At 65.5% G+C, this 23,301-nt stretch carries 20 protein-coding genes; 12 read left to right on the top strand and 8 right to left on the bottom strand.

Going from position 1 to position 23,301, the window contains the following annotated elements; translation table 11 throughout:
• Nucleotides 1-8 precede the first annotated feature (8 nt).
• Nucleotides 9-3,125: an efflux RND transporter permease subunit gene (locus B5D62_RS10680; protein WP_085933855.1), complete on the bottom strand. Its 3,117-nt coding sequence runs from the start codon at nt 3,123-3,125 to the stop codon at nt 9-11.
• Entirely contained in the window at nt 3,122-4,297 is a 1,176-nt protein-coding gene (locus B5D62_RS10675) for an efflux RND transporter periplasmic adaptor subunit (protein ID WP_085933854.1), read from the bottom strand. Before B5D62_RS10675 ends, B5D62_RS10680 begins: the two co-directional genes overlap by 4 nt.
• A 33-nt stretch (nt 4,298-4,330) precedes the next feature.
• Here B5D62_RS10675 and B5D62_RS10670 point away from each other — a divergent pair, with 33 nt between their 5' ends.
• Nucleotides 4,331-4,996: a hypothetical protein gene (locus B5D62_RS10670; RefSeq protein ID WP_085933853.1), complete on the top strand. Its 666-nt coding sequence runs from the start codon at nt 4,331-4,333 to the stop codon at nt 4,994-4,996.
• Nucleotides 4,997-5,117: 121 nt separating this feature from the next.
• On the opposite strand, the gene B5D62_RS10665 is transcribed toward B5D62_RS10670, so the two are convergent.
• Genes B5D62_RS10665 through B5D62_RS10655 form a run of 3 tightly spaced genes read right to left on the bottom strand, consistent with a single transcriptional unit; the run spans nt 5,118 to nt 7,645 of the window.
• Nucleotides 5,118-6,536 (bottom strand): Asp-tRNA(Asn)/Glu-tRNA(Gln) amidotransferase GatCAB subunit A, encoded by a 1,419-nt coding sequence (locus B5D62_RS10665; protein WP_085933852.1) that lies wholly within the window; start codon nt 6,534-6,536, stop codon nt 5,118-5,120.
• The gene (locus tag B5D62_RS10660; RefSeq protein ID WP_085933851.1) at nt 6,533-6,733 is read right to left on the bottom strand and encodes a hypothetical protein; all 201 of its coding nucleotides are present in this window, start codon (nt 6,731-6,733) and stop codon (nt 6,533-6,535) included. The genes B5D62_RS10665 and B5D62_RS10660 overlap by 4 nt, the downstream gene beginning before the upstream one ends.
• Nucleotides 6,734-6,742: 9 nt before the next feature.
• Nucleotides 6,743-7,645, bottom strand: a complete 903-nt coding sequence (locus tag B5D62_RS10655; RefSeq protein WP_170920887.1) for an acyl-CoA thioesterase — start codon at nt 7,643-7,645, stop codon at nt 6,743-6,745.
• 185 nt (nt 7,646-7,830) lie between these two features.
• Here B5D62_RS10655 and B5D62_RS10650 point away from each other — a divergent pair, with 185 nt between their 5' ends.
• The 10 genes from B5D62_RS10650 (at nt 7,831) to B5D62_RS10605 (ending at nt 18,571) form a co-directional block, all read left to right on the top strand.
• A complete protein-coding gene (locus B5D62_RS10650) occupies nt 7,831-8,127 on the top strand; it encodes an HU family DNA-binding protein (protein WP_085933849.1) in 297 nt (98 codons plus the stop codon).
• Between the two features lie 173 nt (nt 8,128-8,300).
• Nucleotides 8,301-10,394 (top strand): hydantoinase/oxoprolinase family protein, encoded by a 2,094-nt coding sequence (locus B5D62_RS10645; RefSeq protein ID WP_085933848.1) that lies wholly within the window; start codon nt 8,301-8,303, stop codon nt 10,392-10,394.
• The gene (locus tag B5D62_RS10640) at nt 10,391-12,139 is read left to right on the top strand and encodes a hydantoinase B/oxoprolinase family protein (protein ID WP_085933847.1); all 1,749 of its coding nucleotides are present in this window, start codon (nt 10,391-10,393) and stop codon (nt 12,137-12,139) included. Before B5D62_RS10645 ends, B5D62_RS10640 begins: the two co-directional genes overlap by 4 nt.
• A complete protein-coding gene (locus B5D62_RS10635; RefSeq protein WP_085933846.1) occupies nt 12,129-12,794 on the top strand; it encodes a TetR/AcrR family transcriptional regulator in 666 nt (221 codons plus the stop codon). Before B5D62_RS10640 ends, B5D62_RS10635 begins: the two co-directional genes overlap by 11 nt.
• Nucleotides 12,795-13,778 carry an ABC transporter substrate-binding protein gene (locus B5D62_RS10630; protein WP_085933845.1) on the top strand — a complete coding sequence of 328 codons (984 nt, stop codon included), beginning with the start codon at nt 12,795-12,797 and terminating at the stop codon, nt 13,776-13,778. It begins immediately after the preceding gene.
• 2 nt (nt 13,779-13,780) lie between these two features.
• Nucleotides 13,781-14,578 (top strand): ABC transporter ATP-binding protein, encoded by a 798-nt coding sequence (locus tag B5D62_RS10625; RefSeq protein ID WP_085933844.1) that lies wholly within the window; start codon nt 13,781-13,783, stop codon nt 14,576-14,578.
• A 3-nt stretch (nt 14,579-14,581) separates the two neighbouring features.
• Complete coding sequence (locus B5D62_RS10620; RefSeq protein WP_085933843.1) at nt 14,582-15,376, top strand: ABC transporter permease; 795 nt, start codon at nt 14,582-14,584, stop codon at nt 15,374-15,376.
• 122 nt (nt 15,377-15,498) lie between these two features.
• Nucleotides 15,499-16,287 (top strand): YdcF family protein, encoded by a 789-nt coding sequence (locus tag B5D62_RS10615; protein WP_085933842.1) that lies wholly within the window; start codon nt 15,499-15,501, stop codon nt 16,285-16,287.
• Nucleotides 16,284-17,309 carry an ABC transporter substrate-binding protein gene (locus B5D62_RS10610; RefSeq protein WP_085933841.1) on the top strand — a complete coding sequence of 342 codons (1,026 nt, stop codon included), beginning with the start codon at nt 16,284-16,286 and terminating at the stop codon, nt 17,307-17,309. Before B5D62_RS10615 ends, B5D62_RS10610 begins: the two co-directional genes overlap by 4 nt.
• A gap of 98 nt (nt 17,310-17,407) precedes the next feature.
• Nucleotides 17,408-18,571, top strand: coding sequence for an acyl-CoA dehydrogenase family protein (locus tag B5D62_RS10605; RefSeq protein ID WP_085933840.1), 1,164 nt, complete (start codon nt 17,408-17,410; stop codon nt 18,569-18,571).
• Here B5D62_RS10605 and B5D62_RS10600 read toward each other — a convergent pair.
• From B5D62_RS10600 to B5D62_RS10590, 3 genes are all read right to left on the bottom strand, one after another.
• Nucleotides 18,568-19,686, bottom strand: a complete 1,119-nt coding sequence (locus tag B5D62_RS10600; RefSeq protein ID WP_085933839.1) for an acyltransferase family protein — start codon at nt 19,684-19,686, stop codon at nt 18,568-18,570. The two genes, B5D62_RS10605 and B5D62_RS10600, sit on opposite strands and share 4 nt — an antisense overlap.
• A 182-nt stretch (nt 19,687-19,868) precedes the next feature.
• A complete protein-coding gene (locus B5D62_RS10595; protein ID WP_085933838.1) occupies nt 19,869-21,290 on the bottom strand; it encodes a S1C family serine protease in 1,422 nt (473 codons plus the stop codon).
• Between the two features lie 83 nt (nt 21,291-21,373).
• Entirely contained in the window at nt 21,374-22,060 is a 687-nt protein-coding gene (locus tag B5D62_RS10590; protein WP_085933837.1) for a DJ-1/PfpI family protein, read from the bottom strand.
• 234 nt (nt 22,061-22,294) lie between these two features.
• Here B5D62_RS10590 and B5D62_RS10585 point away from each other — a divergent pair, with 234 nt between their 5' ends.
• Nucleotides 22,295-23,299 (top strand): GlxA family transcriptional regulator, encoded by a 1,005-nt coding sequence (locus B5D62_RS10585; protein WP_231714784.1) that lies wholly within the window; start codon nt 22,295-22,297, stop codon nt 23,297-23,299.
• Nucleotides 23,300-23,301: the final 2 nt, after the last annotated feature.

Genomic DNA, 23,301 nt, shown 5'->3' with positions numbered 1-23,301 from the left:
ATCGATTCCTACTCGGCTGCGGTCGGCGCGGTGGCGGCGGGATGCGCGGCCTCGGCCTCGCCCCGCCGGCGCCGCTTCGTAAACCGGTCGAGATAGAGGAACACGACCGGCGTCGTGTAGAGCGTCAGCAGTTGGCTGACGGCCAGGCCGCCGACGATGGCATAGCCCAGCGGCTGGCGGATCTCCGAGCCCGCGCCCGTGCCCAGCATCAGCGGTACCGCGCCCAGCAGGGCGGCCATCGTCGTCATCAGGATCGGCCGGAAGCGCAGGATGCAGGCCTGGTAGATCGCCTCTTCCGGCGTCATGCCGTGATGGCGCTCGGCCTCGAGCGCGAAGTCGATCAGCATGATGCCGTTCTTCTTGACGATGCCGATCAGCAGGATGATGCCGACCAGGGCGATGACGCTGAGGTCGAAATGGAAGGCCATCAGCAGGAGCAGCGCGCCGATCCCGGCCGAGGGCAGGGTCGAGAGGATGGTGATGGGGTGGATGATGCTCTCGTACAGCATGCCGAGGATGAGGTAGATCACGATCAGCGCCGCCAGGACGAGGATCGGCGTGCTCGACAGCGAGGACTGGAAGGCCTGGGCATTGCCCTGGAAGCTGGTCGCCAACGACAGCGGCTTGCCGAGCGACTTCTCGACCTGCTGGATCGCGGCCACGGCCTGGCCGATCGCCGTACCGGGCGCGAGGTTGAAGGAGATCGTCACCGAGGGGAACTGGCCCTGGTGGTTGATCACCAGCGGCGCCACCCGCGTCACGCTCCTGACCAGCGTGCGCAACGGCACCTGCTGGCCGTTCGAAGCGGTCACGTAGATATCGTTCAGCGCCTCGGGTCCGAGCTGGAACTTCGGCGCCACCTCGAGCACGACGTGATACTGGTTCAGCATGGTGTACATGGTCGACACAATGCGCTGGCCGAACGCGTCGTCGAGCGTGTTGTCGATGGTCGCCGGCAGGATGCCGTGGCTCGAGGCGACGTTGCGGTCGACGGCGATGTCGAGCAGAGGGCCGGCATTCTCCTGGTCCGTCGTCACGTCGAGGACACCGGGCAGGGCCTTGATGCGGTCGAGGAAGAGGGCGGCCCAGTGGTTCAGTTCACCGGGATCGGCATCGGTCAGCGTGTATTGATACTGGGTCTTTGAGAGCCGGCCGCCGACCGTGATGTCCTGCGCCGCCTGCATGTAGAGCGTGATGCCCTGGATGCCGGCCAGCCGCGTCTGCAGCCGCCGGATGACCTCGTCGGCGGAGGCGTCGCGCTGGTCGTTGGGCTTCAGGGCGATGAACAGCCGGCCGTTGTTGATGGTGGTGTTGCCGCCGCCGGCGCCGATCGCGGCACCGATCGAATCGACGGCGGGATCCTGCAGCACGGCGTCGATGACGGCCTGCTGGCGCTGCAGCATCGCCGGATAGGAGATGTCCTGGGCGGCTTCGGACAGGCCGACGATGAGGCCGGTATCCTGCTGCGGGAAGAAGCCCTTGGGGATGACGACATAGAGATAGCCGGTGAGGCCGATGGTGACGAACACCGACATCAGCGTGACGAAGCGATGCCGCATCACGACCTTGAGTCCGGCCTCGTAGAGGTGCAGCAGCCCGTCGAAGGCGCGCTCGGAGAGCTGGTAGAGCCGTCCGTGCTGGTGCTTGTGCGGCTTGAGCAGGTAGGCGCACATCATCGGGGTGAGGGTGAGCGAGATCAGCAGCGACAGGATCAGCGCCACGCTGACCGTGACGGCGAACTCGCGGAACAGCAGTCCGACATAGCCGCTCATCAGGAACAGGGGGATGAAGACGGCGATGAGGGACAGGGTGATGGAGACGATGGTGAAGCCGATCTCGCCGGCACCGCGCAGGGCGGCCTGCATCGGCGTCATGCCGTCCTCGAGATGGCGCACCGTGTTCTCGATCACCACCACCGCGTCGTCGACCACGAAGCCCACGGCGATCGACAGCGCCATCAGCGACAGATTGTCGAGACTGTAGCCGAGCTCGTAGAGCACCGCGAAGGTGCCGATCAGCGACAGCGGCACGGTGATGGCCGGGATGATGGTGGCCCAGAAATCGCGCAGGAAGATGAAGATCACCATCACCACCAGCGCAACGGTCAGCAGCAGCGTCATCTCCACGTCGCTGACCGAGGCGCGGATGGTCTGGGTGCGGTCGGAGATGGTGTTCACCGAGATCGCCGACGGGATCGAGGCCTGCAGCACCGGCAGCATCGCCTTGATGCGGTTGACGGTGTCGATGACATTGGCGCCGGGCTGGCGCTGGATCGGCAGGATGATCGCGCGCTTGTGATTGTACCAGCCGGCGATGAGGTCGTTCTCCGGCGCGTCGATGGCCTTGCCGACGTCGCGCACATAGACCGGCGCGCCGTTGCGGTAGGCCAGGATCAGGGAGTTATAGGCCTCGGGGTTGAGGAGCTGGTCGTTGGTGTTGAGCGTAAAGGTCTGGCGCGGGCTGTTGAGCGTGCCCTTGGGCAGATCGACATTGGCCTGGGCGAGCACATTGCGCACATCCTCCAGTCCGATGCCGCGCGCCGCCAGGGCCTGCGGATCGACCTGGACGCGGATCGCGGGCTTCTGCTGGCCGCCGATGCCGACCAGCCCGACCCCGGCGATCTGCGAGATCTTCTGCAGCAGGATGTTCTCGGCATAGGCATCGACCAGCGTCAGCGGCAGCGTATCCGAGGTCACGGCCAGCACGAGGATCGGCGTGTCCGCCGGGTTCACTTTCCGGATGGTCGGCGGATAGGGAATGTTGAGCGGCAACTGCGCCGCGGCGGCGTTGATGGCCGACAGCGTATCGGTCGCGGCGGCGTCGAGCGGGCGGCTGAGATCGAATTGAAGCGTGATCTGCGTATAGCCCAGCGCGCTCGCCGAGGTCATCTGAGTAAGGCCCGGGATCTGGCCGAATTGCAGCTCGAGCGGCGTGGCCACGGAGGAGGCCATCGTCTGCGGGTCGGCGCCGGGCAGCTGAGCGGTGACCTGCAGCGTCGGATAGTTGACGTTGGGCAGCGCCGCCACCGGCAGCAGGGGATAGGCGGCGAGACCACCCAGCAGCAGCCCCACCATCAACAGCGCCGTGGCGATGGGGCGCGCGATGAAGGGGGCGGAGAGATTCATGGGATCGGCGTCTGCTGCGCGCTCTGGGCGGCGGCCTCCTCGGCGGCCTTGCCGTGCAGGATGGTCACGTGGGTGCCGGCCTGCAGCTTGTACTGGCCATCCGTCACGACCCGCTCGTTGGCCACGAGGCCGGCATCGATCAGCGCCTGGCCGCCGGCGATCTGCGCGACCTTGATCGGACGGACCTCGACCGTGTCGTCGGGCTTGATCACATAAGTGTAGGTACCGTTCTGGCCCTGCTGTACGGCCGAGGCCGGGACGGTGAGGCCGCCGTGCCGCGTCTCGAGATGCAGCCAGGCATCGACGAGCTCTCCCGGCCACAGCCGGTGCGCCTTGTTGCCGAACTCCGCCTTGAGGCGGACTGTGCCGGTGGTCTGCTGGATCTCGTTGTCGACCAGGATCAGCTTGCCTTCATCGAGCTTGATCGTGTCGTCCTGGCTGTAGGCCAGGACCGACAGCGGCCCTTTCTCCATCTGCTGCTGGATCCGCGGCAGGTCCGTTTCCGGCAAGGTGAAGATCAGCGAGATCGGCTCGATCTGCGTCACCACGACCAGGCCGTTGGGATCGCCGGGATGGATGATGTTGCCGATATCGACCTGCCGCACCCCGGTCACGCCGTCGATGGGCGATGTCAGGCGGGTGTAGCCGAGCTGTACCTTGGCCGCTTCGATCAGGGCATCGTCCGCCTTGATGGCACTGTGCAGCTGTGCGACCTGTGCGGTCTGGGTGTCGATCAGCTGTGGCGTTGCCCAGCCGCTATGACCGAGCTGCGTATAGCGCGTGAGATTGGCCTCGGCATTCTTGAGCTGGGCCTCGTCGCGGTCCCGTGCGGCCGTCACCTGATCGAGCTGGGCCTGATACGGTCTCGGATCGATCTGCGCCAGCAGATCGCCCGCATGCACGGGCTGTCCCTCCTTGAAGGCGATCTGTGTGAGCTGCCCCTGGATCTGACTGCGGACCAGCACCGTGTTGTAGGCCAGCACCGTACCGATCCCATGCAGGTAGATCGGCACGTCGTGGCTCGCGACCTGGCTGGCCACGACCGGTGCCGTCGGGACTGGTGGCGCTGCCGCGGCATGGGCCGAGGCCTGGAACGGCAGGCGATGCGTGATGGCGATCGTGCCGCCGATTGCCAGCAGCACGACGGCCGTGGGGATGATCTTCCATTTCATCGGAACGCCCTTCAGCACGAAGAATTGGCTGTTATGGATGACGCAGGAGTCGTGTTCGGACAGGGGGCCGTGCTGCCCGACGAAGTCATGGGCGGCGCAGCAGACATGGGCGTGGTCGATGGCGGCGCAAATGACGGTGTCGTGATCGGTGTGGTGATTGTCGATATCGCCGGCGGTGGCGCCAGGCCTTGCGCGCCCAGTTCCGTCGAACCGAGCGGGATGCCGATGCGATTGGCGCCGGAGCCCGAGCCGATCCCCGGCATGCCCGACGTCGAGGCGTTGGACGTGGTCGAGGGATCGACACTGGAGGTCGCGCAGCCGCTCGATGCCGCGCCGGTCGTTCCGCCGCCATCGAACATCGACGATGTCGCGCTGGAGGAGGAGCCTGCCGATGCGCTCGCGCCGACGCCCTGGCCCATCGTTGGATCCGCGACAGCGGAACAGGGTGCGGGAGTCGGGCTGATGCCGGGCGACGGCAGCTCCATGGCCCCGAGGGGAATCCCCGTCTGCTGGACGCTCGAGCTCGGCCCGATGCCGAGCGGGGTCGTCATGCCGAGCGGCGAGGAGGAACCGCCGGAGGTCTGGGCAAGGACGGTACCGCAGACCAGGAGAGAAGTAGCCACGAAGGCTTCGACGAGCCTGATTGTCATGGTCCATCCCCAGTTGGTGGTGATCGCTCCAGACTTGGAATCGATCTAGACACCAAATGGGGTCGGATTGGGATCGCGCCTCAGGCGCGAGGATGCATTCTGCTCACATCTTCATGAGGTGCGTGAATGAAGGTGCACCCATCGGGCATTGATTGCCGTTCGCAACGTCATCATGCAGGAACACGACGATGATGATCGGTAACGCCCTGGTAAGCGTGGCCGATGCGATACAGCAGGGCTTCGTCGAACGGCCGACCGACGAGCTGCAGCCCGATCGGCAGGCCGTTCGAATCGAAACCGCACGGCACCGACAGCGCCGGCACGCCGAGCGTATTGAAAGGCCGGGTGAGGCCGGTGAAACGGCCGACCATGCTGAGCGTTGCCGGTCCGCCCTTGGCCTCGACATCCGTTTCCTCGATCGTCGGAATCGGAAAGGGAATGGCCGGCAACAAGACCGCATCGAGTCCATCCATCGTCGCCAGGAACTCGGCAACGAAATGGGCCCGTAGGCGAAGTGCGTCGATATACTGCGTGGCCGGGATGAAGAAGCCGGCCTCCATGCGCGTGCGCACCTGGTTGGCATAGGCTTCCGGCTGCTTCTCAAGCCACGGCCGATGCATGGCCGCGGCCTCGCACTTCACCATCACCTCGGCGGCACGATAGAGCGCCGTGAAATCGGGCAGCGTCACCGCCGAGATCTTCGCCCCGATCCTGCCGAGAGCATCGGCTGCGGCCTGCACGGCGGCGCCGATCTGGGCGTCGAGTGCGGCCGGTCCGTCGTCGGGCAGGGCGAGGCCGATCTTGAGGCTCGAGACGCCGCCGTCGAGCAGCGCCTCGTAGTCCGGCACGGCCTTCTGGCTGCTGGTCGAATCGTTGGCATCGTGCCCGGCGAGCACGGCCAGCAGCCGGGCATTGTCGCGCACGGTCCGGGTCAGCGGACCGACATGATCGAGGCTCCAGGACCGCGCCACTGCGCCGGCCCGGCTGACACGACCATAGGTCGCCTTCATGCCGACGACGCCGCAGGCAGCGGCCGGCAGCCGGATCGATCCGCCGGTATCGGAGCCCAGCGCGCCATAGACCATGCGGGCTGCGACCGCGGAGCCGGAGCCGCTCGAACTGCCGCCCGTTACCCGGGTGCCGTCCCACGGATTGCGGCAGTGGCCGTGATGGACGTTGTGTCCGGTCGGACCGGCCGCGAACTCGGCCATGTTGAGGAAGCCGAGTTCGACGACACCGGCTGCATCGAGCTTCTGCAACACCGTCGCCGTCACCGGGGCGCGCCACTCGCGGCGGATGCCACTGCCGCCCGTCGAGATCTCGCCCTTGCGGTAGTACATGTCCTTGTGCGCCATCGGCACGCCGTGCAGCGGGCCGCGCCGTTTGCCCGCCGCGAGTTCGCTATCGAGCGTCTTGGCCTGGGTGAGTGCCTTGTCCTTGTGGAGACGCAGGAAGGCGTTGGTGCGCGGCTGCCAGCTTTCGATCCGTGCCAGGCAGGCTTCCGTCGCCTCGACGGAGCTGATGCGGCGCGCGGCGATCGCATCGGCGATGGTGCTGAGATCCTCGAGAGCGAGCGCGTCCCTTTTCATTGCCGCGCCTCGCGTTCCATCAGGCTGGCGAAAGCAGCAGGCTCGTCATCGAAGGTGAGCCGCTCGGTGGCGGCCTTGCGCACGGCGTCGTTCAGCGCCTCGACTTCGGCCGCGATCTCGGCGAGTCGTTTGTCGTCGTACTTCAGGCCCTGCAATCCGGCAGCGATGCCGGCAGCGGTTCTCGTCTTGTCGTCCATGACAGCTCCCTAGGCGAAGAGGTGCAGCTTGCGCGCCGCGAGTCGGCATTGATCCTCGGTCGAGAAGGTCATGATCTTGCGGATCTTCTGGTCGAATTTCATGCCCACCGCCTCGGCACAAGCAGCAAGTGTGCCGCTTTCCGCCTCGAACAGGAAATGGGTGAACTTGAGGATCTTGTCGCTGAAGTCGGCAAGACCGCTCATGACGACGGCGAGGTCGCCGGCTCGCAGCGGAGTCCGGTAATGCTGCAGCATCTCGACCACGACCGATCCTTCCTGCCGCTCCTGCATCGCGGCGCGATTGAAGCCGAGATGATTCCACAGGAACGGTGCGCCGTCAGAATAGCGGCCGAACTGATGACGCGGCAGGAAGACGCCGTGCTCGTCGCATTCCAAGGGCTTCACGACCGTCCGCCCCACTTCGATCAACCCGGTGCGCGGCGCTTCGGCCAGAGTGATCGCCGGCACGGCCAGCGAGCCGACGCTGCGCGGGCGGGCGGATGCCGGCAATTCGATGCAGGCGGTGCGGGCGCGCTGGCGAAAGGCTGCCGGCCATGACCGGTCGCTGTCGACGCGTCGCGTGACGGTCGAGGCCACGCTGCCGTCCGCCGGATTGCGCACTTCGTGGTAGATGACGAGATGGCGGTCGCCGACCTCGGTCGGCGCCGACCGGACCTCGACCGTATCGACCACGCGGAACTCGCGCAGGTAGCGGATGTGATCCCAGCGGGGCTGCAGAAGCAGCCCACGGTCGCGTTGCGCGCGGGGCCCAAGGCCGAGGGTGGCGAGCAGGTGGGCCGAGGCCTCGTGGCCGAACTCGGTGTAGAATTGGACGTTCAGATGGTCGTTTTCGTCGCACTGCCAGGTGTTCACGGCGGTGGTGAAAGTCGGGATCAAATCGGGCGCTGGCACGCGACGCACTCTCTGCAATCTGTGGATGACCGTCCAAATGGCCGAAAAAGCCCCAGAAATCGACATTTTTCGCGCATTGAGGGCTTGCGAGACCGCGATTCGTGGATAACCTTGGGCCCGTCAACGCAAGCCCTGGGGCGTCAGGGCCCGCTGGCGAAACGAAAAAATGTAAGGGACCCCTCACTATGGCTACCAAACCCTCCAACCCGACCGTCCCGCTGTCCAAGGTCGCGGCCGAACTGGCCGAGAAGACGGGCATGACCAAGAAGGACGCCGCTGGCGCCCTCGACGAATTCATCACCTTGGTCGTGAAGCACCTCAAGAAGGGCAACAAGGTCCGCATCACCGGCCTCGGCATCCTTCAGGTGCGCAGCCGTCCGGCGCGCATGGGCCGCAACCCGGCGACCGGCGAAGCGATCAAGATCAAGGCGTCGAAGAAGGTTGCCTTCCGCGTCGCCAAGGATCTGAAGGAAGCGATCTAAAGCATCCGCGCGTAGGATTCAGGGCGGGCCGCGACGGAAGTCGCGCCCGCCCTTTTTCTTTGCCTGCAATCCGTCCTTTCACATCGCACGCTCCATTGTGCGATTCGGCGTTGACGGCCCGCAATTGCCATCTCCATAATTAACTAATCATTTAGTTACTTGCTGGAGTCTCCATGGCGGGTCCTCAAATGGGCGGACAGGTGAAGGTCGCGATCGATATCGGCGGAACATTCACTGACATCGCCCTGGCGACCGCTGCGGGCGTCATTCACCAAAGCAAGATCTCTTCCACGCCGGACGATCCGAGCCGGGCAGTCGTCGAGGGTGTCGCCCAGCTTCTCGTCGAACTTGGCATCGAGGCGAGCGCCGTGACGGAGGTGCTGCACGGCACCACGGTCGGCTCCAACACGATCCTGCAGCGCTCGGGGGCGCGGACGGGCCTGATCACGACGCGCGGCTTCCGCGACGTGCTCGAGATCGGCCGTATCCGGATGCCCGACATGTTCGACCTCACCTGGGACAAGCCGAAGCCGCTGGTCCGCCGTCGCCATCGGCTCGAAGTGACGGAGCGCATCGCCGCCGATGGCTCCGTGGTGGTCGCTCTGGTCGAGGACGACGTGATCGCGGCGGCAGAGGCGTTGGTCGCGGACGGTATCGAAGCGGTCGCGATCGCCTATATCAACAGCTATCGCAATCCCGCCCATGAGCAGCGGACCGAGGCGATCCTGCGCGAGCGCTTCCCGAGTCTGCTGGTGACGACGTCCTGCGCCGTGCTGCCGGAGATCAAGGAGTATGAGCGCACCAGTACGACAGTGGTCAACGCCTACCTTCTGGCGGCGATGCAGGAATACCTGCGCAAGCTCGAGACCGGCCTGCGCGGCATTGGCGTGTCGGCGCCGATCCTCGTCATGACGTCCAATGGCGGCATGCTCGCCGCCGGTGTGACGTGCGAGAAGCCCGTCCTCGTCGTGGCGTCGGGGCCCGCGGGCGGGGTCATCGGTGCGGCCCGTCTGGGCGAGGCGCGCGGCGATCGCAATGTCATCGTCTTCGATATGGGGGGAACGACCGCCAAGGCCGTCGTCATCGAGGATGGCCGACCCTCCATGACGTCGGAGTACGAATTCCGCGACGGCATCTCGACATCCAGCCGCTTCGTCAAGGCGGGCGGCTACATGCTGAAGGTCCCGGCCATCGACATCGCCGAAGTGGGGGCGGGCGGTGGTTCCATTGCCGGCATCGACAAGGGCGGTCTGCTGGTGGTGGGACCGCAATCGGCCGGCGCCGTGCCTGGCCCCGCCTGTTACGGATTGGGCAACGATCGTCCTACCGTCACGGATGCCAACGTCGTGCTGGGCTATATCAATCCGAACGGCTTGGCCGGCGGCAGGCTGACCATCGACCGCGGCCTCAGCGAGCGGGCGATCGCCGATTACGTTGGCCGGCCGCTCGACCTCGCCGTCGACGAGGCTGCGCATGGCATCCGCGCGGTCGCCAACGCGGCGATGGCCCGGGCGGTGCGTGCCGTGACGGTCGAGCGCGGACTGGATCCGCGTGACCTCGCGCTCATGGCCTTCGGCGGCAACGGCGGCGTCCATGCGCCGGATCTGGCACGCCAGCTCGGCATCCCGCGCGTGATCGTGCCGCCGCTCTCCGGCATCTTCTGCGCGGTCGGCATGCTGGCCTCCGACATCGAGCACACGGCGCTGGCGACCGTCGTCAGCCGGCTCGACCGCATGGATCGCGGGACCCTCGCCGGTATCAAGGAGCGGCTGCAGGCCGATGTGGCCCAGCGGCTGGCGCAGGACGGCTACCCGCCCGAGCGTCGCGCTTTCGTCTGGGAGGCCGACCTGCGCCACGAAGGACAGGCGACGGAACTCACCGTTCCGTTCGAGGGTGACGATCTCGATCTCATCCGGGAGCGGTTCATGCTCGAATACCTGAAGACCTATGGCTATCGCGACCAGACACCGGTCGAGCTCATGAAGGTGCGGGTGGCGGGCCGCGGCCTGCGCGAGAACCGGCTCGACTTCGCCGACATGAAGATCGGCTGGCGCTCCGCTGGCGGGCGTGCTGGTCAGCGGCGTGTGTCGTTCGTGCGCGGCGAACCGCCGGTGACGGTCGACGTTGTGGATCGGGCGGCGCTCGGTGCGACGGCGCAGCCAGGTCCTCTCATCGTCGAAGAATTCGACGCCACCATCGTCGTTCCGCCGGGCGCGACGGTGCACAAGGATGCGATGGGCAGCGTCGTGCTGGAGCTTGGAGAATGAACATCGATCCGATCACGTTCGCCGTCATCAAGAACGGCCTCGATTCGATCACCGACGAGATGGCCTACACGGTCGTGCGGATCGCGCGGTCCGAGATCGTCAAGGACGTGATGGATTTCTCGGCCGCGCTGTGCGCGGGCGATGGCCAGATGGTGGCGCAGGCGAAGACCATCGCGCAGCATCTCGGCGCCATCCCCGAGGCCATGGAGAGCGTGCTGAAGGCCTACGAAGGCAATCTGCACGAAGGCGATGTCGTCATCATGAACGACCCCTATCACGGCGGCATGCACCTGCCGGATATCTTCATGTTCGTGCCGATCTTCCATGAGGGGAAGCGGCGCGCCTTCGCCGTCGTGATCTGCCATCACACCGATGTCGGCGGGCGCGTGCCTGGTTCAAACGCCTCGGATTCCACCGAGATCTTTCAGGAAGGTCTGCGCATCCCGCCGCTCAAGCTCTACGAGCGCGGCGTGCTGAACACGACGCTGGAGGCGCTGCTCAAGATCAATGTTCGCGTGCCTGATCGCGTGTGGGGTGATCTCTCCGCGCAGTTCGCCGCCGCGCAGGTCGGCCGGCGCGGGCTGGAAAAGCTGATCCAGCGGTATGGCGCCGATGCCGTCGACGCCTACATGCAGGAACTGCTCGACTACGCCGAGCGCCTGACGCGGCAGGAGATCATGACCTGGCCGAAGGGCATCTATCGCTTTCTCGATCACATCGATGACGACGGCTTCTCGGAGACGCCGATCCCGATCGAGGTCGCGATCACCGTCCGCGACGACGGTACGCTGCTGGTCGACTACACCGGCTCCTCACCCCAGGTCCGCGGTGCGCTCAACTCCACCCTGAGCTTCACCAACTCCCTGACCTATCTCAGCGTCCGCTGCGTACTGGCCAAAGACGTTCCCAGCAATGTCGGCATGTTCCGCTGTGTCGAGGTCCGGGCGCCGGAAGCTTCGATCCTCAACCCGGTGATGCCGGCGGCCTGCGCGGCGCGCGCGCTGACCGGGTACCGCGTCTTCGACGCCATGCTGGGCGCTCTGGCGCAGATCGTTCCGGACAAGGTCCCGGCGGCGGGCGAGGGCGGCAACAGCGTCATCTGCATCAGCGGACTGAGACCCAATCGTGAACCCTTCATCATCGTCGACATGATCTGCGGCGCCTGGGGCGCGCGCCCGAACAAGGACGGCCTCGAGGCCGTGACCAACGCGTCCCAGAACCTGTCCAACATGCCGGTCGAGGTGATGGAGGCCGAACATCCTGTCCGCATCGAGGATTATGCGTTGGTGCCGGACAGTTGCGGTGCCGGTCGCTATCGGGGCGGCGTCGGAATCCGGCGCAGCTACCGGATCCTGGCGCCCGAGGCGCTGCTGCAGATCCGCACCGACCGCGTGAAGTTCCTGCCCTACGGCCTCGCCGGCGGTGAACCCGGCGGGCCTTCCAGCAACTACATGGAAATCGACGGCAACCGGCGGGATCTGCCGAGCAAGATCACGACGACGGTCGGTACCGGCACGCTTGTCGTCCATCAGCAGGCTGGCGCCGGCGGTTTCGGCGACCCGCTGGAGCGCGACCCGGCGGTGGTGCTCGACGATCTGCTCGACGGCAAGATCACGGCGGCATTCGCGGCGCGCCACTATGCAGTCGTGCTCGATGGCGGGCAGATCGATGCCGATGCTACGGCTGCCCTGCGGGCGCGCCGCCGCCTTGCGTCGCGGGATACGGCGACAGTCGATGCCGACTGAGGGCAAGACCAGCCCGCCCAAGAAGAGGCGGAACGCCGAGGTGACGCGGGCGCGCATTCTGTCCGTGGCACGGGCCGAGTTCGTTGCCAACGGCTTTGCCGGTGCCAGGATCGAGCGCATCGCGGCGACCTCCGGCGTCAACAACAACCTGATCTATCATTATTTCGATTCGAAGGAGGCGCTGTATCTGGCGGTGATCGAGCAGATCTACATCGATCTGCGATCGTACCAGAAGGATACGGATTTGCGTGCTCTGTCGCCGGTCGATGCCCTCCGGCAGCTCGTCATCAGCACCTACGATCATTTCGTCGCCACGCCGGACATGATTCGGCTGATGAGCGTCGAGAACATTCACAACGCCAGCCATCTCAAGAAGTCCAGGCGGGTCAAACCGCTCTATCGAGGCCTGCTCGATACGCTCGAAGACATCCTCGATCGAGGCAAGGCGGACGGCAGCTTTCGGTCCGACATCGATGCGATCGACCTTTATCTCTCGATCTCGGGTCTTGCCTACTTTTTCCTGTCGAACCAGCACACGCTGTCCTGGCTGCTCGATCGCAAGCTGGTCACGCGCGATCGCGTTTCGGTCCGGCGCAAGCACGTCGTGGACATGGTGCTGACCTATGTGAGGAAGGGATCAAGAAGGGGGACATAGATGAGGAAACTTCTTTGGGTAACGGCGGTCTCGGCCGCCTTGGCCGTCGTCGGGCTGCAGCCGGGTTCGGCGAGTGCACAGGAAAAGCTGTCGGTGCGCCTCGATTTCTCGCCCTGGGGTGTGCAGGCGGCCATGCATCTGGCGAAGAATGCCGGATGGTTCAAAGAGGCCGGCCTGGATGTCGACATCCAGGACGGCCGCGGGTCAGGCAACACCATCCAGCTCGTGAACGCCGGGCAGGCCGATGTCGGCCAGGTGCAGGTCGGCCTGCTGGGCGCCGCACGCGGCCAGGGGGCGGCGCTGCGCTCGATCGCCGTATTCGAGCGCAAGACCGATCTCTGCGTGCTGGTCGACCGTGATGCGCCCCTGAACCGGGTGGCCGATCTCAAGGGCAAGACGCTGGTGGTGTTCGCGGCAAGCCCGTGGGCGCCGCTCATCGACAGCTACCTGAAATCGGGCGGGCTGACCCGAGCCGACGTCAAGGTCGACTTCGTCGATCCGGCCGCCCTGTGGGGGACGTATATCGCCAAGCGTGCCGACGGCCTGTTGTCGACGGCGAATTCGGCGCTGCCGATCGCCGAGGCCTCGCGCCCGTCGAAATGCCTCTCGGCGGCCGACGCGGGCATCTCCTATCCGAGCTATGGACTCGTGGCCCGCGACGACACCATCGAGAAGAAGGGTGCTGCGCTGCGCAAGCTGATCCAGATCGAGCAGCGCGCCTGGGAACGGTTGCGCACCAATCCCGACGACGGCGTCAAGGCGATGATTGCCGAACGGCCGGACGCCAAGCTCGATCCCAAGGTGCTGCGCGAGCAGATCAAGCTCACGCTCGACTACTTCGATACGCCGGCCACCAAGGGCAAGCCGATCGGCTGGCAGGCGAAGGAGGACTGGGAGGCGGCGCTCAAGTCGCTGGAGGCGGCAGGCGTCGTGAAGCCGGGCTGGAAGGCCGACGACTACTTCACCAACGCGCTGCTGCAGTAGTCATGGAGATCGGTTCCCGACGTGGCGCAGACATCCACGTCGCCATCCAGAAGGTCGGGAAGGTCTATGCGTCGCCACGGGGGCCGGTGCCGGCTCTCGTGGACGTCGATCTCGACATCCACGCCGGAGAGTTCGTCAGCATCGTCGGCCCGTCCGGATGCGGAAAGAGCACGCTGCTGAAGCTCGTCGCGGGACTGGAGGAGGCTTCCTCCGGCCGCATCCTGATCGAGGGACACTCCCTCGGCGGACCACCGGACAATCTGGGCGTCGTGTTCCAGCGCGATGTCCTGCTGGACTGGCGAACCATCCTCGACAATGTCCTGCTCTCGGTGGAGTTCCGGGGCAAGCCGACGGACCGCGACCGCGAACGGGCCTCAGCCCTCCTGGCGCGTTTCGGCCTCGGTGCTTTCGAACGCCGCTTCCCGTGGGAACTTTCGGGCGGCATGCGCCAGCGTGCGTCGATCTGCCGGGCATTGCTGACCGATCCCAGACTCCTGCTTATGGACGAGCCCTTCGGTGCGCTCGATGCCATGACGCGCGACGATCTCAATATCGAGCTGGCGCGCATCTGGCAGGAAACGCGCAAGACGCTCCTGTTCATCACCCATTCGATCGCGGAGGCGGTGTTCCTGTCCGATCGCGTGGTGATGATGGGCAGATCGCCCGGCATGGTCGTCGACACCATCACGATCGACCTGCCGCGGCCGCGATCCCTGGTGGTGCGCGAGAGCGCCGACTTCGCTCATTATGTTGCGCGCATCCGTCATCACTTCGCCGAGCTTGGCATCGTCAAGGAGTAGGGCATGTTGAAGCGCCTGTTTGCCGCTCGCGAAGCCCGCGACATCGTCATTGTCATCGCTGCCGCGCTGCTGCTCTGGGAAGGAGGCGTGCGGTTGTTCCATCCCTCGCCGCTCATTCTCCCGGCACCGTCGGCGATCCTGTCCAACTTCCTGGCGACGCCGGGCGTTTACCTGCGCAATCTCGGCTTCACCCTGACGATGACCTGCGTCGGCTTCGCTCTCGCCGTGGTGCTCGGGGTCCTGCTTGCGGTCGTCATCGTTTCCTCGCCGCTCATCGAGCGGACGGTGTACACGCTGCTGGTGGCTCTGAACTCGATCCCGAAGGTGGCGCTTGCCCCGCTGTTCGTCATCTGGATGGGGACCGGGACCGAGCCCAAGATCGCGATCGCCCTCATGCTGGCGATCTTTCCCATCGTCATCGACATGGTACTGGGGCTGCGGTCGGTTGATCCCGACATGCTCAACCTCGCCAGGGTCTCCAAGGCATCGCCGCTTTCGATTCTGGTGAAGATCCGCTTCCCTTGTGCGCTGCCGAGCCTGTTCGCGGGCATGAAGGTGGCGATCTCCTTTGCGCTCGTCGGCGCCATCGTCGGTGAGTTCGTCGCCGGCAGCCAGGGGCTGGGCTTCCAGATCCTGATGGCGCAGGGGCAGTTCGACACGGTAAGCGTGTTCGTGTCGCTGGTCCTGCTCGGCCTGTTCGGGACGGCGCTGTTCTTCGCGGTCGACTATGCCGAGGGCCTGCTGCTGCCGTGGCACGTCTCGCACCGCAGCCGGCAGAGCGACGCCGGCTCCAAGTAGGCGGGGCGAGCGGCGGAAGGGCATTCGCGGCCCCGGGCCGCGTCGGCAGGGAAGGGGTGGAGATGATCTCCATGCTTTGCCAGCTCCGATGCGGACTAGTATAGCGGCCACGACTACACGCCATGACCGGTTTCATCGTCCTGAAGATCCTGAGTGAGCTCGTCCTGCCGCCGGCCTCGCTGGCGCTGGGAGCGATCCTCCATCTTCTTCTGCGCCTTCTGCGCTGGGTGAGGCTGGCTGCGGTGGTGCTGGGCCTGGCCGTGACCCAGACGCTGGTCCTGTCCTTCCCACCGGTGGCCGACGCCATGATGAGTCGTCTCGAAGAGCGGGCCCGTGCCGCCGAGCAGGCGCCGCCGCACTGCTGCTTCGACGCCATCGTCGTCCTCGGAGGCGGCATCGCACCGGCGGTCCTGCCGCAGCGGCCATTCCCGGATCTCAACGATGCGGCGGATCGCATGTGGCTGGCGGCCCGGCTGTTCCGGCAGGGCGTGGCCCCGCGCATCATCGTCAGCGGCGGCGGCTTCATGGCGCGCGACAGCGAGGCTGCCGCCACGGAAGCGTCGGCCATGCGCTTGTTCCTGATCGACCTCGGCGTGCCATCGGAAGCCATCGTGTCCGAGGGGCAGTCGATCAACACGATCGAGAATCTCCGCAACGTCCACCAGATGGTGGGCGACGGACGCGTGGCGCTCGTGACCTCGGCCTTCCACATGCCGCGCGCGCTGCTGATCGCGGCGCGGGAGAAGCTTCCGGTTTCGGCCTTTCCCACCGATTTCCGGGCCTTGCCGCAGACGCGTCCTTTCTGGGACAACTGGATTCCGTCGGTCGATGCGCTGTCGCTGTCCACCATCGCCTTGCGTGAGATCCTGGCTATCGAGTTCGATTGGCGCATCCGGGCGGAGGACCAATGACAGGAGCGTGGCGGGTCAATCGGCGGAGGGCGCTGGGATTGGGGCTGGCCGGTCCGCTGCTCGTCCCGCTGGTGCGACGGGCTCGGGCACAGATCCTCGATCGCCTGAGCTTCAACACCGACTGGCGCGCCGAAGCCGAACATGGCGGCTACTATCAGGCCATCGCCGCCGGGATCTATCGCAAGTACGGCATCGAATGCGAGCTCAGGCCCGGGGGGCCCAGCCTCAATATCGGCCAGCTTCTTCTGGCCGGACGTGTCGACATGATCATGTCGAACAGCTTCGAGGCGCTGACCTTCGTGCGCGAGGGCGCGCCCTTCTTCACCATCGCGGCGCTGTTCCAGAAGGACCCGCAGGTCCTGATCGCGCATCCGGGCACAGGCTTCGACAGTTTCGAGAAGCTCAAGGGCCGCACCCTGCTGATCGGCAATGGTGGCCGCGTCACCTACTGGCCTTATCTGCGCAAGAAGTTCGGGCTCTCCGACAGCCAGCTGCGGCCCTATACCTTCAACATGGCGCCCTTCCTCGCCGATCCGAATGCCGTGCAGCAGGGCTTCCTGTCGTCGGAACCTTACTCGATCGGCCAGGCGCTCGGCCGGCCGCCCGAGGTGATGCTGATCGCCGACGCCGGCTTCAGCGCCTATCAGGAGACGATCGCCATCTCGCGCAAGCTCGCCACTGAGAAGAAGGACCTGATCCAGCGGTTCGTCGATGCCACGCTCGAAGGCTGGTCGCAGTATCTGAAGGGCGGGCCGGAAACCGATGCAGCCAACGCGCTGATCAAGCGCGACAATCCGGACCAGACTGACGATCGTATCGAATATGCGGTCAAGGTGCTCAACGAACGCGGCATCGTGCTGTCGGGTGATGCTCTCACGGGCGGCATCGGCGCGATGAGCGAGGGACGGTGGCAGGCCTTCTACGATCAGATGGCCGACGTCGATGTCTTCCCCAAGGGGCTCGACGTTCGGAATGCCTACAGCCTGGCGTTCGTGAACAAGGGCATCGGCCGGCCGACTTGAGGCGTCGTCCGACCGCAGGGCGAAGCGGAACGGCCGTGTCGCGAGCCAAGAACAGGACGGTCGGATAGGGTCCGGCCAGGGTTCAGCAGGGGATTGCTATGGATAAGATCAGCGAAGAACATCAGATGCTGCGGGATCTGGTGAAGAAGTTCGTGGCCAACGAACTCATACCGCTCGAGAAGAACATCCTCGAACGATTCGCTGCCGGCCAGCCTGCGGCTTTGTCCGACGAGGAGAACGCCAAGCTCTTCAAGCAGTGCAAGGATCTCGGCCTGTGGGCGCTCGACGTGCCGGAAGAGGTGGGCGGCGCCAACCTGCCGAACGTGGCGTTGGTCGGCGTGAACGAGGAGCTGGGCTACACCTGCGTGCCGTTCACCTTTCCGCCCGACTCGCCCAACCTGCACATGCTGCTGGCGACGGCCAATCCGGAGCAGCGCCGGAAGTATCTCGAACCCTACGCCGCGGGCGAGACCGTATCGGCGATCGCCATCTCCGAACCGGGCGCCGGCGGCGATCCCGCGGGCATGAAGACCAAGGCGGTGAAGGACGGCGACCACTGGGTGATCAACGGCCGCAAGATCTGGATCAGCCGCATCGCCAAGGCCGACTTCACCATCGTCATGGCCGTGACCGATCCCAATCTCGGGTCGCGCGGCGGCATCACGGCCTTCCTGGTCGACAAGGGCACGCCCGGCCTCGTGGTGGCGCGCGCCATTCCCATGCTCGCCGGCCAGCGTACCTACGAAGTGGTGTTCGAGGATTGCCGCGTCCACGAGAGCCAGGTGCTGGGTCGTCTCGGCGCCGGCTTTGCGCCGATGCAGCTCCGCCTCACGGTGCGGCGCCTGCAGATGGGCGCGTGGTGCATCGGCATGGCGCAGCGCGCGCTCGACATGCTGTGTGCCCATGCCAACCAGCGCGTGACCTTCGGCCAGAAGCTTGCCGATCGCCAGGCCGTTCAATGGTGGGTGGCGGATGCGGCCACCAAGCTGCATGCCTGCCGACTGATGGTGATGGACGCGGCGGTGAAGCAGGACGAAGGCCGGGACGTGCGCATGGAAGCGTCGATGATCAAGGTCTTCGCCACCGAGATGGCGACCGAAGTGATCGACCATGCGCAGCAGGCGTTCGGCGCCATGGGCGTGACGCAGGAACTGCCGATCTCCCTGATGGCCCAGAAGGTGCGGACGATGCGCGTCTATGAAGGCCCGTCCGAGGTCCACCGCATGGTCATCGCACGCCGGCTGCTGGGAGCGGCACGCTAGAATTCAGGCCGTGTCTCTCCGCTCCTCGAGGCGTCCGTCACGGAGGGGCTGGAGGGCTGGCCGGATTGAAACAGCGAGTCGGTCAGCGCGACAGGTCGGGCGCGGACGAGCAGCGACCGACTCCATCGCATGCCGGGCAGCTCCACTGCGTAATGCAGCACGGTCGCCGCGACGAACGAGGCCAGGCCGGCGGCCATCACGCCATCGAGCGTGCTCCAGCCGTGGTTGGTGCCGAAGCGGATGATCTCGAAGCCCAGCACGACGTGGACCAGGTACAGGGGATAGGAGATCTGCCCGAGGAAGAGGAACGGTCTCCAGACCGGCCATTTCGAGCCGTGGCTGGTCGCCAGCCAGACCAGAGCGGTGAAGGCCAACGTTAACGGCAGATAGACGGAGCCCGGAGCATAGAATGCCTGCTCGCCGCCGCCGAAGGCCGTCGTCGCCAGGGCTGCGACAAGGGCGGTATAGGTGATCGGCCGCGCCGCTCGCATATGGATGCGATAGAGGCACATGCCGATGACGAAGAAGCTGCTGTAATGGACCATCAGAAGAATACTGGTGCGGCGGTGATGTTCGATGTCGGCCAGTGCCCAATACAGGCAGCCCATCGCCATCAGCAGCAGCCCGAGGCGCTCGGTCTGACGCAGTGCGCCGAAATACAAAACGAACGCCATGTATATGTAGAAGAGGAGTTCGTAGGTCAGCGTCCAATAGGGCAGGTCGATCGGCGACTGATTGAACAGACTCGGCGCCATGGTGAGGTTGGCGAGAAACTGCAGTGCCGTTGGCGTTTCCAACGGCGGCATGGGAGACACGGTCAATATGGCTGTCGCCAGAATCAAGGTGACGAGAAAGGTCGGCAGAAGCCGGCCCGCTCTGGACACCGCGAAAGCCCGTACCGATTTCTTGGCCTCCAGGCTCATCAGGATGACGAAGCCGCTGATGATGAAGAACAGTTCGACGCCGAAATGCCCGGCGCCGAGATCGATCGCCAGCGGCACGCGTCCCGGATAGAGGACGTCGTAGTATTGCGCATGGTGATGCACCATCACCGCCGCAGCAGCACCACCGCGCAACATATCGAGGCCGTGGATGCGGGCTTTTGCCGTTGCCACCCAGCCATCTCCTCTCTTGTGTCTTGCGGATAACGGCGCTGTCGCGATGACAGCGCGCGCCGCACCATACAGCGCGTTGCCGGGAAAGGCCGTGACAAGCGCGTGGCCGAACAGCCGACAGTCGGTGTGAAGAAAGCTGCGGACGAATCGACGCGGCGACGTCGTGCGCCCTACAACACGCGTTACGGCGCAGCGCTCGTTTGGACAGGCTTGGTGTCCGGCGATCGCGCGAAGTCCTCGGCCGCCACCGCAAAGTTCAAGTTCTGCCCGACCTTCAGGTAGAAGGTCGTGATGGCGAGCAGGTGCCCCTGGGCGTCGAACAGGCCGCCACCGGAAGAACCTTGGGAAATGGGCGCCGTCGTCTGCACCAGGCGCGAGCCCTCGTGGCTGCGCTTGGACGACACGATGCCTTCGCCGACCGTCAATTCCAGGCCCTGCGGCGTGCCGATGGTGATGGCGCGTTCGCCGACCTTGATGTCGTCATAGGGACGCACCGTCACCCAGGCCGGGAGCGTGTCGGTGGTATGCAGCACGCAGCGGTCGGCCTTGTCATTGGTCGAGACCACATCGGCGCGCTGCTCCTTGCCGCCGTGTACGAGCGTGACGCTCGGCTTGTCCTTAACAACATGACAGTTGGTCAGAAGGTCGTGGGTGCTGACAGCCACCGCGGATCCCATGCGATCCCCGGCCTTCACCATGTAGACGGCGGCGGAGGCCTTCTCGAAGACCTGCTCGACGCTGAGATCGCTGCCGCTGCGCACCTCGCGTTGAATGGCGGCAGTCCTGCCGTCGCCATCGGCTTTGGCATCCGAGGTCTCGTTGGCCGCCGAGGTGACGTGGAAATCGTTGGCGATCGGCGTGGGCTGTTCGATCTTCGGATGCGGGACAGCCGTGGGATTGAATTGCCGATCGACCTGCAGGCTCTCGGCCATGGCCGAGAACAGGAGCCCCTGCTGGGCCACCATGCTTTGCGGGATGCCGATCTCGGCAAACACCGCGCCGGATTCACGGCACAAGGCCTGCGCATAGTTGATCTGGCTGCCGATCTGCACGCCGATCGCGAAGCCACCGCTCCAGCGCGCTGTGTAGAACGGACGAAAGGATTGCAGCAGCGAGCGATAGCGTTCCTTGAGGCGGGAGCAGCTCAGGTCCCCGTAGGATACGCGGATGGTATAGGTGATGCCGCCGTCGAAATCATACGACATGGCGCCGTTGCTCATCCTCGCCGCCGCGAACTTCACGAGCTTTGTCGGCACGCCGATGGAAAAGCCGACCGACTTGTCTTCGAGATTTGTCCAGCCGAAGGCATCCTTCTGCCTGGCTGCGTCCGCCAGCAGTTCCGTCATCTGTTCGTCGGAGAGCGCATCGGTAAGCGGGTAGCCTCTTGCCTTCTGCCAGCTTCGCGATGCGTCGTGGAAGGCCGTGACCGGATCCGCGTGAGTCATGACGCTGTAGTGGCCGGTCCAGATCAGCGCCTGCCGCACATCGTCGCCGGTGATCTTCGTCACCGGAAGATCCTGAGCCAGTGCGCCGAAAGCGCAGAGAAGTGCCAGGCTGCAGATGAGCCCGCAAAAGGCCTGTCGTACCGACGCGAGGATTGGCATGGAAGTACGCTCTCCCGTTACATCATCGCTGCAACGGGACTTCCGGCCAATCGCGGTTCTGTATCAAACGCTTCTGGGCAGGCTCATCGCAGATGGGAGGCCGCCTGTTCGTTGGCGCGGCGCCGCTTTTCCATCATCGTCGTCATCCCGTCACGCACGCGTTGCGTCAGGGCCGGGCCTGCTTTGTCCGGTGACCCGGCGTTGAACGGCGGTTGCGGATCGTATTCCAGCCCGAGCTGGACGGCGCGTGCGACGTCCTCGCCCGCGATCTCGGCCAGCAGGGTGAGACCGAAGTCGATGCCGGCGGTTACGCCGCCGCCGGACAGGCGGTTGCGGTCGTGCACGACGCGTTCGGCGACAGGAATGGCGCCGAAGGCCGAGAGCAGGTCGCGCGAGGCCCAGTGGCAAGCCGAACGATATCCCTTCAGGAGACCGGCCGCGGCCAGCACCAGCGAGCCGGTGCAGACGGAGGTGACGTAGCGGGCGCCTTGTGCCTGTCGACGCAGGAACGCCAGTGTCTCCTCGTCGTTCATCAGGGCGACCTGGCCGAAGCCCCCCGGCACGCAGATCACATCCAGCTGCGGGCAGTCCGCGAATGTCGTCGTCGGCAGAAGGGGGAAGCCGGCATCGGTCGGGACAGGTTCGCGGGTCTTCCAGACCAGGTGGATCTTGGCGCCCGGTGCGCGGCTCAGGACCTGCGCCGGTCCCATGGCGTCGAGCTGGGTGATGTCCGGGAAGATCAGAATGCCGATATGGAATGGAGCTGTCATGGCAAGGTCCTCGACAAGGTGTCGTCCGCGTCCGGAGGCTAGAGCAATCGCATATGGCGCTAATCCCCCGTCATCCCGAGCGAAGCCGAGCGGAGCGAGGCGCAGCCGAGGGACCTTTTTGCTGCGCTGCCATTGAATGGAGCGTAGCCAGACAGGTCCCTCGGCTATGCCGCCCCTCGGGCGGCTCCGCGCGGGGTGACGGCCGGACAATACGACTCGTCTCGGTTGGCAGAAATGACAAAGACGGTATATTTTCTGCCAATGCATCATCCGCACCGTCTCTTCATCCTGGCTTATGGCGACTGCCAGCTCCTCGATGTCACAGGCCCGGCTGCCGTGTTCGGAGCGGCCAACGAATCCATCGGCCGCACGGTCTACGATCTGCGCATCCTGTCGCCCGACGGCGGCCTAGTGACGACGAACGGCGGCGTTGCCCTGCAAAGCCGCAAGATCGGCGGCCAGCCGGATACGCTGCTCGTGGCCGGCGGCTCGAAGGGGCTGCCGGGCGTCATCGCTCGCGCCGATGTTCGACGCTGGCTGCGGCGCGCGGCGCCTCGCTGCCGGCGCTACGGTTCGGTCTGCACGGGCGCATTCGTGCTGGCGGCTGCCGGCCTACTGGATGGCAAGCGCGTGGCGACGCATTGGGCGAGCTGCGACCGGCTGGCCAGCCGACACCCGGAGCTGTCGGTGGATGCCGACTCGCTTTACGTCGTGGATGGACAGGTCTGGACCTCGGCCGGCGTCACCACGGGCATCGATATGGCGCTGGCGCTGGTCGAAGCCGATCTCGGGGCGGCTACGGCCAATCTGATCGCCCGCCACTTCGTCCTTTATGCCCGTCGCCCCGGTTACCAGTCGCAATTCAGTCCGCTGCTGCAGGCCCAGACCAAGGCCGAAGCGCCGTTCGCTCAGCTGATCGAGTGGATGCAGGCCCATCTCGACGAAGCTCTCGACGTGCCGACACTGGCGCGCCAGGCCGGCCTTACGGAACGCACCTTCTATCGCAAGTTCACCGAGGCGACGGGCAAGACGCCCGCCCAGTTCGTCGAACGGCTCCGTCTCGAGGCGGCGCGGACGCTGATCGCCAAGGACCTGCCGCTGAAGGTCATTGCCGGCAAGGTTGGCCTCGGCTCGTCAGCGCGGCTCGGTGCTGCGTTCGAGCGCGGCTTCGGCATGACGCCCTCGTTGTTTCGGGAGATGCATCGCGCCGGCCCTGGCTCGGCAGCACCGCTTGCCTGAGC

This window comes from Enhydrobacter aerosaccus (assembly GCF_900167455.1).
In the GTDB taxonomy this organism is placed as follows: Bacteria; Pseudomonadota; Alphaproteobacteria; order Reyranellales; family Reyranellaceae; genus Reyranella; species Reyranella aerosaccus.
The sequence above is the reverse complement of the archived record's forward strand: the minus strand, read 5'-3'. Positions and strand labels throughout refer to the sequence as shown.